Genomic DNA, 16,292 nt, shown 5'->3' on the forward strand with positions numbered 1-16,292 from the left:
CCCATTCCCCCATGGAGAGACCATGACCACCTCTGGCATCAGCCGGCGCGGCGCGCTGCGTATGTTCGGCATCGGCGCGCTCAGTGTGGCCGGAGCCGGTGCGCTGGGCGCCTGCGCACCGTCCGGCGCCAGCACCTCCTCGAACGGAGGCGACACGAAGTCCAAGGACTTCGACTTCACCTCCTGGTCGCTCAACGAGGAGGCAGCCAAGCCCTCCATCGAGAAGATCATCAAGGCGTGGGAAAAGGCCGAGGGCTCCAAGATCCGCGCGGTCTCGTACCCGTACAACGAGTACCTGAGCCAGCTCACCCTGAAGCTCGGCGGTGGGGAGACGACCGGCGCGGTGCACCTCGACATTGCCTGGCTCGCCGCGGTCGCGCAGATGGGCAAGCTCGCCGAACTCGACACCGTGGCCATGAAGGGCGGCTACACGAACGTGGCGCTGGAGAGCGGCGTGTACGACGGCAAGCAGTACGGCCTGCCGTGGAACACCGGCTCGATCGGCGTGATCGCCAACTCCAAGCTCCTGGAGAAGGCGGGCATCAAGAAGCACCCCACCACCATCGAGGAGTTCGAGGGCGCGCTGCGGGAGCTGAAGGGGCTCGGCAACGGCATCGTGCCCTACGCCGCGGCCACCAAGGTCGCGCAGCTCAAGGACATCTTCCCGTGGATGCAGACCTTCGGCTGCACGCTCATGGAGGGCGACAAGGTGACCATTGGCGACGACGCCTCCATCGACGCCGTCACCTGGTACAAGAAGCTGCACGACGAGAAGCTGATCGCCGCGGACGTGGACCGCTTCGACGCGCGCGCCCTGTTCGGGCAGGGCAAGGCCGCCTTCTACGACGACGCCATCATCGGCAAGGGCGTGACCTCGGCGCAGTCCAAGGACAAGACGCTGGCCGACGCGATGCAGCCGATGAAGCGTCCGGTGCTGCGCTCCGGAGACACTCCGCAGGCGCTGCTGTGGGGCGGTGTGATCGCGATCGTCAAGGGCAAGGGGCAGGACGCGGCGACACAGTTCGCGCTGCACACCACCACCGACCGTGCCACCACCACCGAGTACTTCGCCTCCCGCGCCCTGCCGCCGTCCACCACGGTGGGCCTGTCCGACCCGAAGGTCGCCCAGGACACCTTCACCACCGAGTGGACCGAGAAGATCACCGACACGGCGACCGGCAGCCCGTTCTGGCAGTTCGCGCAGAACGCCCAGATCGAGGAGGCCGTGGCCAAGCAGGTCCAGGCGGTCCTGGTCGGCAAGTCGAAGCCGAAGGACGCGATGAAGAAGGCCGGCGAGGAGGTCGCCGCCTTCATCAAGCGCTGAGTCGGCGCGCGGCGCTCCGGGCCCGGTGAAGGTCGAAACGGCCATCACCGGGCCCTTCGCCATGCCGCATGCGCCTTCCCCGAGGCGTATTCAAGTTCCGTATTGTGCAACCCCTGTTCACCATCTGGGAACTGTTGTAAATTCCGGGCGCAGCGGAGGGGATGCACCGACCTACGGGGCCACTCCCGTTCGCCTCACCGCCCCATGCCACACCCCCACGAAGGAGTTCACCTTGCGACGTCCCACGGCACGCGCATACGCCGCCTCGGCCGCGTCCCTGGCCGCCCTGCTCGCGCTCGTCCCGGCCGCCGCCCGGGCCGACGACACGGACCGCGCCGCAACCGCGGCAGCCGCGGCGACGTCGATCGAGAAGGTCCCGTACGCGATGGACTCGTCGAACCAGGCCGCCTGGTGGACGCCGGTCGCCACGTACAAGGGGCGCGGTCAGTACAGGTACTTCGCCTTCAACGAGCCCGGCTCGACGGCCGCCACGCACCGCCCGGCCATCGCGCGGCGCGACCCGGACGGGGTCTGGAGCCGTCTGCCGCTGCTCGACAAGAGCGGGCAGCAGGCCGAGTTCGCCGACGACAACGGTCACAACCAGCCGTCCGCCGCGCGCGACGGCAGCGGCCGCCTGCACGTGTTCACCTCCATGCACACCGACACCTGGCGCTACTTCCGCACCGAGGCCCCGGGCGGGGACGTCACCGACCACGCGGCCGAACTGCCCGACCAGGGCGTGGGCATCACCTACCCGGTCGTGACCACCGCGCCCAACGGCGACCTGTACCTGACCGCCCGCGTCGGTTCCGGCGCCGACCAGCGCCCCGGCAGGCTGTACCGCTGGGACAACGCCGCCTCGCGCTGGAGCGTGGTCGCCACCTTCGCCGGCGCGCTGAACCGCGCCGTGTACCCCGACGACCTGACGGTGGACGCCGCCGGGCGGGTGCATATCCTGTACGAGTGGTCCAAGGCCCCGTCGAGCGCGTTCCGGCACCAGCTCTCCTACCTGCGCTACGACCCGTCGACCGGCGCCTTCGCGGACAGCGCGGGCGCGGCCGTCACCACCCCGGTGACACCCGGCACGTCCGACGTGATCCAGGACCTCACCGCGGACGAGGTGTGGAGCAGCGACAACACCTACACGGGTCCGGCGGTGCAGAGCGCCAAGCTCACGCTCGACGGCTCCACCCCGAAGGTCGCCTACCGCTACCGCTCGGCCGACAGCGGCGGCAACTTCCGTGTGTACTACGCCTACCCGAGCGGCAGCGACTGGGTCCGCAAGACCGTTTACGCCGGTGGCCAGACCGCCGCGGCCCTCGGCATCACCTGGGACGAGACGGAAACCAAGCGGATCTACTACGTCACCGGCTCCGGCACCGACCGTGTCTTCGCCGCGACGCAGGCGGCTGACGGGGCCTGGACCGCGGAGTCCGCCGCACCGGGCGTGAGCGCGGACCGGCTCGCGGTACGGCGGGACTCGGACGGCAACGACGTTCTGTACCTGCCGGACACCGCGCACAACTCGCTCTACTACGGGCTTCGTTGACGCCCTGAACCGGCGGCGGGCGGCCGGTCTCCGCGGCAGCGTCCCGCAGGATCAGTCCTCGGTGTGCAGGACGCCCTCATAAGCGAGCCACTGGGCGAAGGCGTGCAGTCCGCGTGCCAGGCCCGTCGAGGGCGTCCAGCCGGGCGGTCGTACCGCGCCCGCCGGTACAGGCCGCTCGTTCCCGTTCCCGGACCCGCTCCGTACCGGGACGGGCCGCACGGCCTCGTGCACGGCCTGGGCCAACTCGGCCGCCGTGCACGGCTTCTCCGGCGCGACGGTGAGTATGTGCCGTTCCGGCCGGATCCGCAGTACGGCCTCGATCGCGTCGGCGAGATCGTCCACGTACACGGGATGCACTTCGGCGTCCGGATCACCCTCGACCACGATGGGACGGCTTCGCAGCGCGTCCCACACCATGCGTCCGACAGGACTGTGGTGCGAGCAGCCCGGTCCGTACACCTCACCCACGCCCAGGCGGTACGGGACGGGGTCACCCTGAGGACGGATCGTCACCTCCGGTTCGGCGCAGTGGAGCCGCGTGAGGTCGATCACGGCGGCGGACCGCTCCTGCCGGTCGGCCAGCCTGCGGGCGAGATGTTCGCCGAGCGGGGTCGCTGCCCCGCGCCACACGAGGCCGTCCGGCCGCCGGGGCCGTGCCCGCTGCCCGGCGGCGGCCTCGCGCCCGGCCTGGAGCGCCAGCCGCGCCACCTCGGCCAGGGGCTCCCGGCGCCGCGCGATGTGTTCCTCCGTACTGGCGTTGCTGATGCCGCCCGGACCGATCGTCGCCACCGCCTCCGCGTAGGCCTCCGACGGTGCGGGCGGCACGGCGAATCCGGCGCGGGCCGCCTCGTACCCCATCGCGAGAGCCGTCAGCCAGGTCCCTCGCACATCCGCCTCCCCCGCGCCGCCGCCGGGCGGGCGCAGCAGCGCGGGGGAGAGGCCGGCGCCACGCAGGTACTGCTCCGCGTCCAGGTGCAGCCACCGTTCCTGGCCGGGGCCCGCGACCCGTACCGCGCACTTCGCGACGCCGTACTTGAAGAACGGGATCACCGCCGGACCGGTCAGGGTCCGGCCCTCGTCACCCACCTCGTCCCCCGGCACATAGCAGACCGAACGGCGCGGGCCGCGGAACGCGTTCCCGGAGATCGAGCCGCGGTCCTCGTGCTCGGCGAGGTTCGGCACGGCGACATGGCGCGATACACCGTTGGCACACAGATAGCGGTACATCAGGATGTCGTCGGGCCAGCCGCCGAGCCGCTGCCTCCCGTACGCGACGAAACCCTCGGCGACCCGGCGCGGCAGAACGATCGCCACACAGGGGAAGTACTCGTTGACGGCGCCGACCCAGCGGGCACCCGCCATCGCCCCGAACCGCACGGCCGCCCCGTTGCGGGAGTCCCAGAGGGCGAACAGGGCGAGCGCCGAGTCGGGCAACTCCTCGATCGCCGACCGGACCCGGTCGAAGAAGGAATCGGACAACACCATGTCGTCCTGGATCACCAGTTGATGTGTGGCCCCGTCCTCGATCGCCGACCACGCGGCCAGCGCGGTGCGCAGCACCGACGGAGTCCCGGTGGGGTCGGGGTCCATGACGACCCGCAGAAGGCCGGACGGCGCGCTCAACGCCAGTTTCTCCGCCGCCGCGCGGCGCTTGGGATGGGTCATGACCACTGCACTGAGCCGTTGACGCGCCATACGTCCTCCCTCTGTCCGGGCCTGTCCGGCACCCGTGTCCGCCAGCCAGATCCGGACAGTACGGATGGCTCACACGGCCCGCAAGAGTGCCGAAATCGCCCTCTGGCGGGCAGTCGGCGCCCCAACGATGCTTGCGCTCGCACTCCGAGATCTTCGACACCCCCCTGACGCCGGAAAGAGGCTCCCATGCCCGCGTTACCCTCCTTGACCGCCGCCGAGGGCTCCACCGCCAACCAGGAGACCGTCCGCTCCCGGCTCGACAGGCTCCGTGACGCCCGCGTCGTCGTGACCGGCGGCGGCGGACTTGTCGGCAGCCGTCTGGTCGCGCTGCTGCGGAGCGCCGGAGCCGTCGTCACCGTCCTGGACCGTATGGACGCCTACCCCGAGTCCGGCCACGCGACCTTCGGGGTGGCGCGCAGCGGCGCGCGCCTCGTCGTGGGCGACGTCCGCGACTCCGCCGTGGTCGGCGGCCTGCTGCGCGAGGCCGACTTCGTGGTGCACGCGGCCGCCTACGCGGATGTCGCCGCCTGTACCCGGCGCCCCGACATAGCCTTCCGCGCCAACGTCGAGGGCACCCAGGTCGTCCTGGAACAGGCCGCCCGCTTCCCGGTCCGCAGGCTCGTACTGGTCTCCTCCGCCTCCGTGTACGGCGACGGCGTGCCCGGCACAAAAGGGCCGCAGGTCTTCCACGAGGACATGCCGCTCCACCCGGTGTCCGTGTACGCGAACTGCAAGCTCTGGGCAGAACACCAGACCCGGCTGATGCTCGGCGCCTCCGGCAACACCGAGTACGCGGTGGTGCGCTACTTCTCCGTGTACGGCGAGCCCCAGATCCCCAAGCCGGGCAGCCACTCCTGGATGGTGCCCTGGCTCTCCCTCCAGGCCCACCTCGGCCGGCCGATGCGCCTCAACGGCGGTGGGATCCAGGTCCGCGACCTCATCCACGTCGACGACGTCGCAGAGGCCACCGCGCTCGCCCTGGTCGAGGAGCGGATGGCCGGACAGACCGTCAACGTCGGTACGGGCAGGCCGACATCGGTCAAGGAGGTGGCCGACCTGATCGAGCCCTACTTCCCCGGCGCGCGGCGGATCACCACGCCGCGCCCCGAGGGGGACCCGCTCGGCGGCTACGCCTCGGTCGAACACTCCCGGGACCTACTGCGCTGGCAGGCGGGCATCGGGGTCCGCCAGGGCGTGGAGCGATATGTGCGGTGGTTGCTCACCACACCGGACGCCACGCCGCGCTGGCTGGCCGACGAGGCGGCGGGGCGTGAGACGCTGCGCAGCGACGGGCCCGCAGGGACGGCGACGGAGGCGACACGTACGACATGAGCTATGCCGGTTCCTACATCTGGTCGTTGCGTCAAGAAGTCGGCTCCAGAACCCTCCTCGTGCCCGGTGCGCAGGTGCTCCTGCTCGACGCCGAGGGCCGCGGACTGTTCCAGCAGCGCGTGGACAACGGGGTCTGGGAACTCCCGGCCGGTGCTTGCGAGGAGGGCGGTGACTTCGCCGACGCGGCCGTGCGGGAGGTCGCCGAGGAGACCGGTCTGCGGGTGGAACGGGACGATCTGGTGGCGTTCGGATCGCTCTCCGATCCGCGGGTGCACACCCTCACCTACCCGAACGGGGACGTGACGCACTGCTTCGCGCTGTGCTTCTGCGCCCGGCGCTGGTCGGGGACGCTGACGCCCGGCGCCGACGAGGTGCGTCAGGCACTGTTCCGGCCGCTCGGCGACCCGCCCCGGCCACTGCACCCGCCGACGGAGGTGGTGCTGTCCATGTACGAAAGGTTCCGCACGGAGGGAAGGTTCCAGGCACGGTGAATCCCACACATCCGATACGCGCGGTGGTTCCCTGCCGGGCCTGCCTGTCCGGCGAGGACCTGGACTGGCTCGGCGGGGGCCGCTCGGTGAGTCTCGCGCTCGGTCTGATGACGACCGTGGAGGTCGTGCCCGGCCCCGTTCCCGACGGAACAACGGAGGACAGTTGGCAGCGGGGAGTGTGGACGTTCCTGCGCGAGCGGCTGCCCGGCCTCGCCACACATCCGCCCGCCGTCACCGTGCGCAGCGAGGCTCCTGCGGCGAGCGGCCTCTCGTCGTCGACGGCGCGGATCGTGGCGCTCTTCCGCGCGTTCGCTGATCCGGCGCTCTCCGGGCGGCGCGTCCCCGACGCCACGATCGCGCAGTGGGCGTACGAGTTCGAGTTCGCCGTCTTCCACGGCGGCGGCATGGACCACCTCGCGGTCGTCGAGGGCGGCGCGCTCCTTCTCGACGGCCGCGAGCAAGGGCTTCCCGGCGTACGGGAACGGCTCGACCTCCCGGCCGAGTGGCGGGTGGTCGTCGTGGATTCCGGCACCCACAAGGACACGAGGCACCACATCCGGGACGTGCGGGCGCAGCTCGCCGCAGGCGACCCGGCGCTGGCCGCGTACCGGCGCGCGGCCGACGAGGCATCGGGCCGGGTCTGGGAGGCGCTGCGCGGCCGGGACCTGGTGGGGCTCGGGGCCGCGATGACCGACGCCCACGAGGCCATGCGGGATCACCAGCGGATGTCGACGCCGCTCCTGGAGGAGCTGCGAAGAGTCGCGCTGCGCTCCGCCGGCCTGCCGCTGAAACTGAGCGGGGCCGGCGGAGGCGGTGCCCTGGTCGGCGTCTGGCGGGCAGAGGAGGCCGCGGAGCGGGTGCGGCGCCTTGAGGGGGCGCTGCGCGTCTCCCACCCGGGGGCCCGGGTCCTGCCCGCCGAGGCGGCCCCGGGCACCCGTCGGGACCCGGTGCCGGCCGCGGGGGTCTAGATGAAGGGGTCGTAGTCCTCCGCGAGCGGGAGCTCGCCGGTTCCGCGGGCGATGCGCTCCAGTTCCAGGTTGGAGCCGTGGCGTGCGCAGTGGAACCGGCAGTCCCGGCTCGGGTCGACGATCCCGCGGTCGGAGTCCTGCCAGATGGTGGCGAGGTCGTCGGTGACGGCGTCACCTATTCGGGCGAGCGGGTTACCCCGGTGGTAGGGGCACACGTACACCCCGGAAGGGGTGATGAGGGTGCGGAGTTCGGCGACCCGGCAGCGGTCGTACTCCTTGGGCTGGACGGGGCCGACATGGCTGCGCAGGGAGGTGAGGGTGGAGGAGTTGACGAGCTGGAAGCGGTCGCTCTCCAGCCGGGCGGCCTCGGCGAGCTGACCGTCGACCGATTCCAGCATCTCCTCGGGGACCTGTACGACGTGGTGGTCGTCGTCGAACATGGCCTTGGTCTCGAAGTAGTCGCAGCCGATGTCGTGGGCGAGTTCGGCGGCGCGCAGCACCTCGTGGTGATTGGTGACGGTCCGCCCGTCCGGTTCCCGGCGCGACATCACGAGGAAGGAATAGCCGAGCGCTCCGGTCTTCTCGGCGGCGAGCAGCCGCATGTTCCCGATCACCTTGTCGAAGACGCTGCGGCCCTTGCGGTCCGGCCGGAACAGGCCGTACGTCTCGGCGGTGCCGGCATCGATGGAGACGCGTACCCAGCTGGCGTACTGGGCGAGTTCGGCGAGGTTCTGCTTGATCATCGTGCCGTTGGTGACGACTCCGACGGCCAGGCCCGCCTCGCCGAGGATGCGTAGCACCCGGCGTGTGCCGCGATGGGCGAGGGGCTCCCCGCCACCTATGAGGACGACCGCCCGGACGGACATCGAGACGAGTTCCTCGGCGAGGGCGGCGAGCCGGTCCGGGGTGAACCGGCCCTGGTTGAGGAGCTTTCCGCTGATGCACTCGGGGCAGGCCAGGTCACAGAACGTGGTCGGGTCGAAGTCCACGACGAGCGGGGCGCGGGAGGGCGAGCCGGAGGCGGCCTGGAGGATCCGGGGCCAGCCCGAGGGCTGGTAGAGCTTGGAGACTAGGTCGAGACGGTCGTGCGTCACAGGGCTCTCCTCTGCGTGATGAACGGGGGTGTCGGCGGCGCCGTGCCGGTCCTGGCAGGGCGCTCAGCCCTTGACCGCTCCGGTGGCCAGACCCGCGGCGATCTTTCGCTGGACGGCCAGGAAGAACACGACGACGGGCAGGGCCGTGAGCGTGGCGCCCGCCATCAGCCCGCCGTAGTCGGTGCCGAAACTGGTCTGGAAGGAGACCAGCCAGATGCTGAGGGTCTGCTTCTCCGGGGTGGACAGCAGGACGTAGACAAGGACGTACTCGTTCCACGCCTGCACCATGGCGAAGACGGAGGTGGCGACGAGCCCGGGGGCGAGCAGCGGCAGGACGACGCGGACGAAGGCGCCGAGGCGGCCGCAGCCGTCGACCATCGCCGCCTCTTCGAGCTCGACCGGGATGGCCGAGATGAAGCCGTGCAGCATCCACACGGTGAACGGCAGCGTGAAGACGAGGTAGACGAGGATCACCCCGCCGAGACTGTCGGTGAGACCCGCCTCGTTGAGGAGCAGGTAGACGGGGATGACGAGGGCGGCGAGCGGGATCATCTGGACGGTGAGGATCACCATGACGAACGCCTTGCGCCCGGCGAAGCGGAAGCGGGAGAGGGCGAACGCGGCGAGGGTGCCGACCAGGAGCGAGACGAGGACGGTGCCGAGGCCGATGACGGCGCTGGAGCGGACGTTGGACCAGAAGGTCTCCGTGCGCATCGCGCGGGTGAAGTTGGCGAAGGTGGGGTTGGCCGGCCAGAACTCGGGCGGCAGGCTGAGGATCTCGGTCGCGGGCCGGAACGCGGTGATGAGCATCCAGTAGACGGGGAAGCCGAGGGCGGCGGCCACGAGGAGGCCGACGACGTCGTAGCGGCGCCGGGTCCTGCGACGCGGTCCCGTGCCCGGCCCCGGCCGCTTCCGGACCGCACTCATTCGACCTCCCCGAGTCGCAGCATCTGCCGCAGATACAGCACGGCCCCGACGAGCAGCAGCACGACGGTGACCAGGGCGATCGCGGCTCCGGCGCTGTAGCGGTTGACGGCGAAGGACTCGATGAAGGAGTACACACCGAGCAGGTAGTACTCGCGCTCGGGCTGGCCGCCTCGCATCAGCCAGATCTGGTTGAAGACACCGAAGTCCCAGATCGACATCAGGGTGGTGACCATCACGAACAGGGGTTTGATCGCCGGGAAGGTCACGTACCGGAAGACCTGGGACGGGCGGGCGCCGTCGATGAGGGCGGCCTCCTCCAGCTCCGGCGGGATCTGGGCGAGGGCGGCGTGCAGGCTGATCGCGGCGAACGGCAGGGCGCCCCAGACGACGACGGCGGTGATCACGGCGAAGCCCTGCAACGGGTCGGTGAACCAGTTGTGCCGGGCGAGGTCGAGCCCGGGAAGCGTCGAGAGCAGCCAGTTGACGACACCGTAGTCCGCGTCGAAGAGCCAGCGGAAGATGGCCGCCGCGACCATCACGGGCATCGCCCACACAGCGACGAGGATCCCGGCGAGGACGGCGCGGACCCATGGAGACACCCGTCGCATCAGAAGGGCGGTGAGCAGGCCGAGCACCATGGTGAGGCTGACGCAGACCACGGTGAACAGTGCCGTGCGAGCCGCCACCGTCCAGAAGAACCCGTCGCCGAGGATCGTCCGGAACTGCCCCAGCCCGGCCCAGGGCGGCGCCGTGCCACTGAAGAGCTCCTTGCGTGTCATGTCCTGGAAGGCCAGGGTCACCATGTCGACCAGCGGGTAGCCGAGGACCAGGAGGAGGGCGAGGAGGGCCGGGGCGATCAGCAGGTAGGGCAGGAGGGGGCGCAGCCTGCGCCCGGCCGGATCAGCGCTCATTGATCACGGCGTCGATCCTGCGGTCCGCGTCCCGCGCGGCATCCGTCACGGATGCCTTGCCGGTGGCGATGCGCTCCAGCATCTCGGGCAGGACATTGGACTTCTCCACCGAGGTCCAGCCGGGGGCGAGGGGAGTGACCCAGCCGCGCGTGGCGGCCTGGGCGGCCGGGCCGTTTATGCCTCCGGCGGCGACCTCCGCGAGCTGCACGGTGTTGTTGGGAAGGGTGTTGGCGGCGATCAGCTGCTGCTGCGACTTCCGGTCGGTGAAGATGCGGATCCAGTCGTTCGCCAGGTCCTGGTTCTGTGATTTGACGGGCACGGCAAGGGTGGAGCCGCCGAGGAACGGTGGGAGCAGCTGTCCGGACGGGCCGGGAAAGGCGAAAGTGGCGAACTTGCCCTTGAGCCGCGGGTCGCCCCCGGAGCGGGCGTCGGCCGAGGCCGCCGCTTCCCAGGTGTTTCCGTAGAAGACCCCTACCTTGCCCTGCCCGACCACGGCGGGCTGGTCCCCGTTGTCCTTCGCCCGGTCGCCGACGTAGTAGTCGTCGATGAGCTTCTTCCATGTGGTGAGGCCGGCGACGGACTTCGGTGAGGAGAGCGCGCCCTGCCAGCGGCCGTCCTTCTCGACCGCCATCTCGCCGCCGGCGTCCTTGACGAAGCCCATGGCTGCGGACCAGTAGCGGCCGGGCAGGTAGAAGGCCGAGAAGCCGGGGTCCTTGGCGCCGTACTGCTTCTTGAGCCGCTCCAGGGAGGAGATCAGCTCGGGGTACGTGCGTGGGGCGTGGGTGAGGCCGGCGCGCTTGAAGTAGTCGGTGCGATAGACACCGACGCGGGCTCCGGCGTAGTACGGCACGCAGTACGTCCGGCCGTCGTCGTGGCAGGCGTCGGCGAGCGCGGGCAGCCACTGCGCGGAGTGGTCGAAGCTCTTCGGGTCGAGCGGTGCGAAGGCGCCGTTGACGATGTAGTTGGTGGTCTCGCTGTTTCCCATTTCGACCACGTCGGGCACGTTCCGGCCCGCGAGGACCGCGTCGAGCTTCTGGTTCTTCGTCGTCCACTGCTGGTACTGGACATCGACCTCGACCCCGGGGTGCTTCTTCGCGAACCGGGTGTTGGCGGAGGCGACCAGCTCCGGCCAGCTTTCCCGGGCGTCGACCGTCAGCCACACCGTCAGCTCCTTGCCGCCCCCGGCCCGTTCGCCCGGCGCGTTGGGGTCGCCCGCACTACAGCCGGCCACCGCCGTGAGCAGCAGAAGGGCTCCCAGGATCATGGATCGGCGGTGCGGGCGCAGTGCCATGGGTTCCTCCGTGCGGGGTCAGTGAGGCGTACGGGGCTTCGGCGACGGTCTTCTCACTACCCCGCGGGCTGTGATTCTCCGCAGCGACACGGAGTTTCGGCCGGAACACGACGGTGTGTTTCCCACGGAAAGCCCACCCTTCCTCCGCTGTGCTGTGTCGATGCCTGCGGGTGCTGCGGCGGTGGGGCCGTACTCAGGCCACGCTGACGCGATCGGCACGGTCGGTAGTGGAGTGGCTCTTGACGGTGACGCGGCAGTGCCCGCAGGTTGGCCTGCGGCACTCCACGACCCCGATCGAAGGGCTTGTACGTGACCGAGCAGAGGACAACCGCCCCCGACATCTCCGCGCGCCCCGTGCGAGTCAACTCCTGGAACGGCTGGGATCCGCTGCGGCATGTGATCGTCGGCCGGGCCGAGGGCACCGTGGTGCAGGCCCCCGAGCATGCGGTGCGCCGGGACTACCCCGACGACGGCTTCCCCATGGGGACGTACGGTCCCATGCCTGCGGACATGGTGGCCGAGGCCGAGCAGCAGCTCGACGACTTCGCGGACATGCTGCGGCGGCGCGGCATCAGGGTGGACCGCCCCACTCCGATCGACTTCACCCGGCAGGTGGGCACGCCGGAGTGGACGCACGAGTCGATGTTCGGCTGCATGCCGCCCCGGGACCTGCTGCTCACGGTCGGCAACGAGGTCCTGGAAGCGACCATGTCGTACCGCAGCCGCTGGTTCGAGTACCTCTGCTATCGGCCGGTGCTGCAGAGCCTGTTCGACGCCGACGACCGGATGCGCTGGGAGGCCGCGCCCAAACCGCGGCTGACGGATGCCTCGTACAAGACAGGGTTCTGGGACACGTACAACGAGCTGCCGACCGAGGAGCAGCTGGCCCGGGTCCGCGACTACGACCTGGTGCTCACCGAGGCCGAGCCGCTGTTCGACGCCGCGGACGTGGCACGGTTCGGCAAGGACCTGTTCGTGCAGCTGTCGTTCGTCACCAACAAGAGCGGGTACGAGTGGCTGCGGCGCCACTACCCCGACCACCGGGTGCACGCGGTGACCTCGACCAACACCCATCCGCTGCACATCGACGCGACCTGGGTGCCGCTGCGGCCCGGACTCGTGCTGCACTGCGGGGAGCGGCTCGCGGACGCCGAGCTGATGGAGTTCTTCAAGCTCAACGACTGGGAGATCGTCGAGGCCGTGCAGCCGGCGAGCTGGGACCATCCGCCGAAGCTGTCATTCTGCAGTCCGTGGCTCGCCGGGAACATGCTGAACCTCGACGCGAACACACTGTGCGTCGAGGAGAACGAGGTGCGGCTCGCGGAGCAGCTGTCCTCGTACGGCTTCGAGATCGTGCCGGTGCCGTTCCGGGCGGTCGGTCCGTTCGGCGGCGGGTTGCACTGCGCGACGGTCGACATCGAGCGGGAGGGCACGCTGGAGGACTACTTCCCGCACAGGTACGGCCGGTTCTAGGAATGGAGCGCGGTCCTGTGATGGTGCCGGACGGTGTCGGCGCGGTCGTCCTCGACTTCTACGGGACGCTGGTGCGGATGGTGGAGCCGCTGCCGCCGGACCACCGCGGGATCTTCGCGCGCCGGGACCTGGCGGCCCAGGGGGAACTCTGGGGGGACCAGTGGTCGGTGGGCCCCGGCGAGGGCGAGGAGCACGCAGCACACTCCACCGGTGAGGCGGCGTACACGGCGTGGGAACAGGACCGACTGCGGCGGCGTGCGCGTGCCTGCGGGGTGCCGGAGAGCGAGCTGGACGGTGTGGTCGCCGAGCTCGACCGGGCGATGAAGGCGGTCCGGCTGGAGCTCTTCGCGGACGTGCCCGAGGTACTCGCGGCGCTGCGGGAGCGGGGACTGCTCGTCGGGGTGTGCTCCAACTGGTTCTGGAACCTGGAGGAGTGCGTCGAGGCCGTGGGGCTCGCCGGGGCCGTGGACGTGGTCGTCGGCTCCGCGCGGGCCGGGGCGCGCAAGCCCCATCCGCTGATCTACCGCGCGCTGCTGGAACGGTGTTCGCTGCCGGCCGGGCGAGTGCTGTTCGTCGGCGACATGTGGGTGCCCGATGTGCTCGGTCCGCTGGCGGCGGGAATGCGGGCGGTGCATCTGTGGCGTCCCGACCGCGCGGTGGAGGGTGTCGCGCCGCCCCTGCCGGAGCGGACGGCACGGATCTCCGGTCTGCGAGAGCTGCTCACCCCGGGAGCGGGGTCCGGTGGCGGAGGCGGTCGAGGAGGTTCTGGGTGACGCGGACGACAGCAGGGTCCTGTTCGTGTCCGCAGACCACGGACCAGTCGGTGGTTCCGGCGGTGAAGACGGTGCCCCCCGCGGTGTGGATGCCCATGGTCGCGGCGCGGGGGCTGCTGATGGCCGCTTCGCGCACGGGGCCGTTCCAGTGGCCCCACTTGAAGTGGTGGAAATCCTCGTGCACCGGTTCCAGGACGTAAATTCCAAGAATCAGGAAGGAGCTCGGAGTTCCGTCCTCGCCGGTGGCGTGAGCGATTCCGGATTCATCGCAGACATAAGCTGCGCCATCGCATTCATATCCGATGAGAGGTGTTCCCGATCCGAGCCGGTCGGCCTTCCCCCCGTCGGACCCGTCGCGCAGCCCGGTGCCCTCGTAGATCCAATGGTCGGTGTGCTGCACCGTGTATCCGGCACGGGGGCGGTCGCCGGGCCATTCGGTGGCGGGCCACATTCCCCCATTTCGGAAACTCACCCCGGTGAGCGAGTTCTCCGGGCTCCCGACACCGCTGGGCGCCGGCGTCCACCACTGGTCGGTGGCAGGTGAGTGAGGGTATTCGTCTCCGACGTGGTGATCCGTGTCGGAGACGAAAGCAGTGTTGTCATCCGTCGGATGAACACGCCACCAGCAGGTGTTGGCGCTGAGAAAGGCGATGTTTCCGCCCGCGCGGACGAATCGCTCCGCGTGCGTGCGCATCGCGGCGCTCCAGTATTCGTCGTGGCCGACGCTGAGGAGGAGATCGTACGAGGAGAGCAGCGCCGGGTCCTCATGCAGATCGAGATCGGTGCAGTATTCGACGGGATAGCCGTGACGTTCCAGCCAGGCGACGAAGGGCGCGTCCCAGTAGGCGAGGTCGATGACGCCACCGGGGCGGTGGAGGCTGACCTTGTGGCCTCGGAGGGTGTCGTCGCCGCCGGTCCGGTGGACGGGATGGTCGTAGAGGCTGACGGCGCGTTCCAGACCGGGCCGGTCGGAGCGGTTGTAGGCGTGTCGGGTGAAGGTGGACTTCTTGTAGAGGATGCGGGAGTGGCCGCCGGGTACGCGGGGGCGTACGACGAAGAACTCCCGCGCGTGCCCTTCGAGGTGCTCCGCGTCGAGCAGAGGCGGCTTCCCGGCCCCGTCCGCACCATGTCCGGAACATTCGACGAATTCGGCCAGGTAGATTCCCGGCTGCCAATCATCCGGTACGGGAAAGGTTATCGAGGGCCATTTCCAGTCGTCGGCGGGCGAGGCGAGACCGGATATTCCGTCGGGATGCGCGGGCGGGTCGTGCAGGACCCCTTGATGCGTGTCTGATTCTCCGACGGGTACGAGCTCCTGGCCCAGCCGGTAAAAGCGGAGACGGAATCGAGGGGCGTCGGTGGAGATGTGCAGCATCACCTCTCCACCGGCGACGACGCTTTCACGGCCGAGATATCCTTCAATCATGGCGCACATGCTAAGCAGTTGACCGGGCGGACGACAACAGTGTCGTGAACCGGCCATTCGAGCCACCTTTTTGGACACAGCAGGCAAGTTTTCGACTCCGTGTCATGCGGTCCGGGTAGGGCGGAACCAGACAGGGACACGGGACCGTCCGCCGATCGGTGAGGGGCTCGAATGAGCGATGAATTCCGCGTACGAGAAATGGTGCTGGGGATCGAGGGCCTTGCGCTGCTGCGCCATGCCATGGACGGCGATGAGAAATTCCTCCAGGAGCGGGTGGCGGAAATGCGCCGCTTCGTCCTCGACGAGGAGAAGCTGCCGGACGGTGGGGCCGCGGTCAGCGAGCTCGACGCGGCGGAGGGGTACGCGGCCTGGTCGGCGGTGTACGACTCATTGCCCAGCTCGTACATTGAGGTGGAGGAGCCGGTCGTCCACTCGATCCTCGACGGCCTGGCGGCGGGTGTGGCGCTCGACGCCGCCTGCGGTACCGGGCGGCAGACCCGGGCGCTGACCGCGCGCGGCCACCGCACGATCGGCGTGGACCAGTCGCCGCAGATGCTGGCGAAGGCCCGCGAGCACGCCCCGGACGCCGAGTACCGCGTGGGGCGGCTGGAGCGGCTGCCGCTCGACGACGACTCCGTCGATCTCGCGGTCTGTTCGCTGGCCATGACGCATCTTCCGGAGCTCGCCAAGGGTGTGGCGGAGCTGGCGCGGGTGGTCCGGCCGGGTGGGCGGATCGTGGTCTCGGACTTGCACCCCTTTGTCATCGCGCTGCAGGGCCAGTGTCTCTTCGTGAGAGGCTCCGAAGAGCTGGCGTTCGTACGCAACCACGTGCATCTGCCGAGCCATTACCTGGACGCCTTCGGCCGGGCCGGGCTGCGGGTGCGAGGCTGCCACGAGCCGCTGTTCAACGGGCGGCTCGCGCCTGGTGGTTACGAAGAGTTCATCGCGGACGCGGCCCGCGCCGCCTGGGAAGGCCTGCCGATCGTCGTCGTCTGGGACGTCGAGGTCCCCGCCTAGACCTCTCTGGAAGGGGGGCTC

The 16,292-nt window shown here is 70.0% G+C and carries 14 protein-coding genes; 8 read left to right on the forward strand and 6 right to left on the reverse strand.

The features are described from left to right. The first annotated feature begins 22 nt into the window (after positions 1–22). Both ABZ622_RS21825 and ABZ622_RS21830 read left to right on the forward strand, forming a co-directional pair. Positions 23–1,324, forward strand: coding sequence for an extracellular solute-binding protein (locus tag ABZ622_RS21825; RefSeq protein WP_360545538.1), 1,302 nt, complete (start codon positions 23–25; stop codon positions 1,322–1,324). Positions 1,325–1,556: 232 nt separating this feature from the next. Then, the gene (locus ABZ622_RS21830; RefSeq protein WP_360545540.1) at positions 1,557–2,873 is read left to right on the forward strand and encodes a BNR-4 repeat-containing protein; all 1,317 of its coding nucleotides are present in this window, start codon (positions 1,557–1,559) and stop codon (positions 2,871–2,873) included. Between the two features lie 51 nt (positions 2,874–2,924). Here ABZ622_RS21830 and ABZ622_RS21835 read toward each other — a convergent pair whose 3' ends face one another. After that, positions 2,925–4,538 carry a hypothetical protein gene (locus ABZ622_RS21835; protein WP_360545542.1) on the reverse strand — a complete coding sequence of 538 codons (1,614 nt, stop codon included), beginning with the start codon at positions 4,536–4,538 and terminating at the stop codon, positions 2,925–2,927. Between the two features lie 216 nt (positions 4,539–4,754). Between ABZ622_RS21835 and ABZ622_RS21840 the strand changes: the two genes are divergently transcribed. From ABZ622_RS21840 to ABZ622_RS21850, 3 genes are read left to right on the forward strand one after another with little or no spacing between them, the layout of a single operon-like run. Then, positions 4,755–5,900 carry an NAD-dependent epimerase/dehydratase family protein gene (locus tag ABZ622_RS21840; RefSeq protein ID WP_360545544.1) on the forward strand — a complete coding sequence of 382 codons (1,146 nt, stop codon included), beginning with the start codon at positions 4,755–4,757 and terminating at the stop codon, positions 5,898–5,900. Further along, positions 5,897–6,391: an NUDIX domain-containing protein gene (locus ABZ622_RS21845; protein ID WP_360545546.1), complete on the forward strand. Its 495-nt coding sequence runs from the start codon at positions 5,897–5,899 to the stop codon at positions 6,389–6,391. Before ABZ622_RS21840 ends, ABZ622_RS21845 begins: the two co-directional genes overlap by 4 nt. Continuing rightward, positions 6,388–7,359: a galactokinase gene (locus ABZ622_RS21850; RefSeq protein ID WP_360545548.1), complete on the forward strand. Its 972-nt coding sequence runs from the start codon at positions 6,388–6,390 to the stop codon at positions 7,357–7,359. The genes ABZ622_RS21845 and ABZ622_RS21850 overlap by 4 nt, the downstream gene beginning before the upstream one ends. Here the strand turns inward: ABZ622_RS21850 and ABZ622_RS21855 are convergent. From ABZ622_RS21855 to ABZ622_RS21870, 4 genes are all read right to left on the reverse strand, one after another. Beyond that, positions 7,356–8,453: a radical SAM protein gene (locus tag ABZ622_RS21855; RefSeq protein ID WP_360545550.1), complete on the reverse strand. Its 1,098-nt coding sequence runs from the start codon at positions 8,451–8,453 to the stop codon at positions 7,356–7,358. The two genes, ABZ622_RS21850 and ABZ622_RS21855, sit on opposite strands and share 4 nt — an antisense overlap. 63 nt (positions 8,454–8,516) lie before the next feature. Beyond that, complete coding sequence (locus tag ABZ622_RS21860) at positions 8,517–9,380, reverse strand: carbohydrate ABC transporter permease (protein ID WP_360545552.1); 864 nt, start codon at positions 9,378–9,380, stop codon at positions 8,517–8,519. Further along, entirely contained in the window at positions 9,377–10,291 is a 915-nt protein-coding gene (locus tag ABZ622_RS21865) for a sugar ABC transporter permease (protein WP_360545554.1), read from the reverse strand. The genes ABZ622_RS21860 and ABZ622_RS21865 overlap by 4 nt, the downstream gene beginning before the upstream one ends. Continuing rightward, positions 10,281–11,582 carry an extracellular solute-binding protein gene (locus tag ABZ622_RS21870; RefSeq protein ID WP_360545556.1) on the reverse strand — a complete coding sequence of 434 codons (1,302 nt, stop codon included), beginning with the start codon at positions 11,580–11,582 and terminating at the stop codon, positions 10,281–10,283. The genes ABZ622_RS21865 and ABZ622_RS21870 overlap by 11 nt, the downstream gene beginning before the upstream one ends. A 309-nt stretch (positions 11,583–11,891) precedes the next feature. Here ABZ622_RS21870 and ABZ622_RS21875 point away from each other — a divergent pair, with 309 nt between their 5' ends. Both ABZ622_RS21875 and ABZ622_RS21880 read left to right on the forward strand, forming a co-directional pair. Continuing rightward, positions 11,892–13,055, forward strand: a complete 1,164-nt coding sequence (locus ABZ622_RS21875) for a serine/threonine protein kinase (protein WP_360545558.1) — start codon at positions 11,892–11,894, stop codon at positions 13,053–13,055. 2 nt (positions 13,056–13,057) lie between these two features. Then, positions 13,058–13,828, forward strand: a complete 771-nt coding sequence (locus ABZ622_RS21880) for an HAD family hydrolase (RefSeq protein WP_360545560.1) — start codon at positions 13,058–13,060, stop codon at positions 13,826–13,828. On the opposite strand, the gene ABZ622_RS21885 is transcribed toward ABZ622_RS21880, so the two are convergent. Beyond that, positions 13,776–15,254 carry a N,N-dimethylformamidase beta subunit family domain-containing protein gene (locus ABZ622_RS21885; protein WP_360545562.1) on the reverse strand — a complete coding sequence of 493 codons (1,479 nt, stop codon included), beginning with the start codon at positions 15,252–15,254 and terminating at the stop codon, positions 13,776–13,778. The two genes, ABZ622_RS21880 and ABZ622_RS21885, sit on opposite strands and share 53 nt — an antisense overlap. Before the next feature lie 171 nt (positions 15,255–15,425). On the opposite strand from ABZ622_RS21885, the gene ABZ622_RS21890 reads away from it, so the two are divergent. After that, positions 15,426–16,271: a class I SAM-dependent methyltransferase gene (locus ABZ622_RS21890; protein WP_360545564.1), complete on the forward strand. Its 846-nt coding sequence runs from the start codon at positions 15,426–15,428 to the stop codon at positions 16,269–16,271. The last annotated feature ends 21 nt before the right edge of the window (positions 16,272–16,292 follow it).

The organism is Streptomyces sp. NPDC007164 (assembly GCF_040634135.1).
Classification (GTDB): domain Bacteria; phylum Actinomycetota; class Actinomycetes; order Streptomycetales; family Streptomycetaceae; genus Streptomyces; species Streptomyces sanglieri.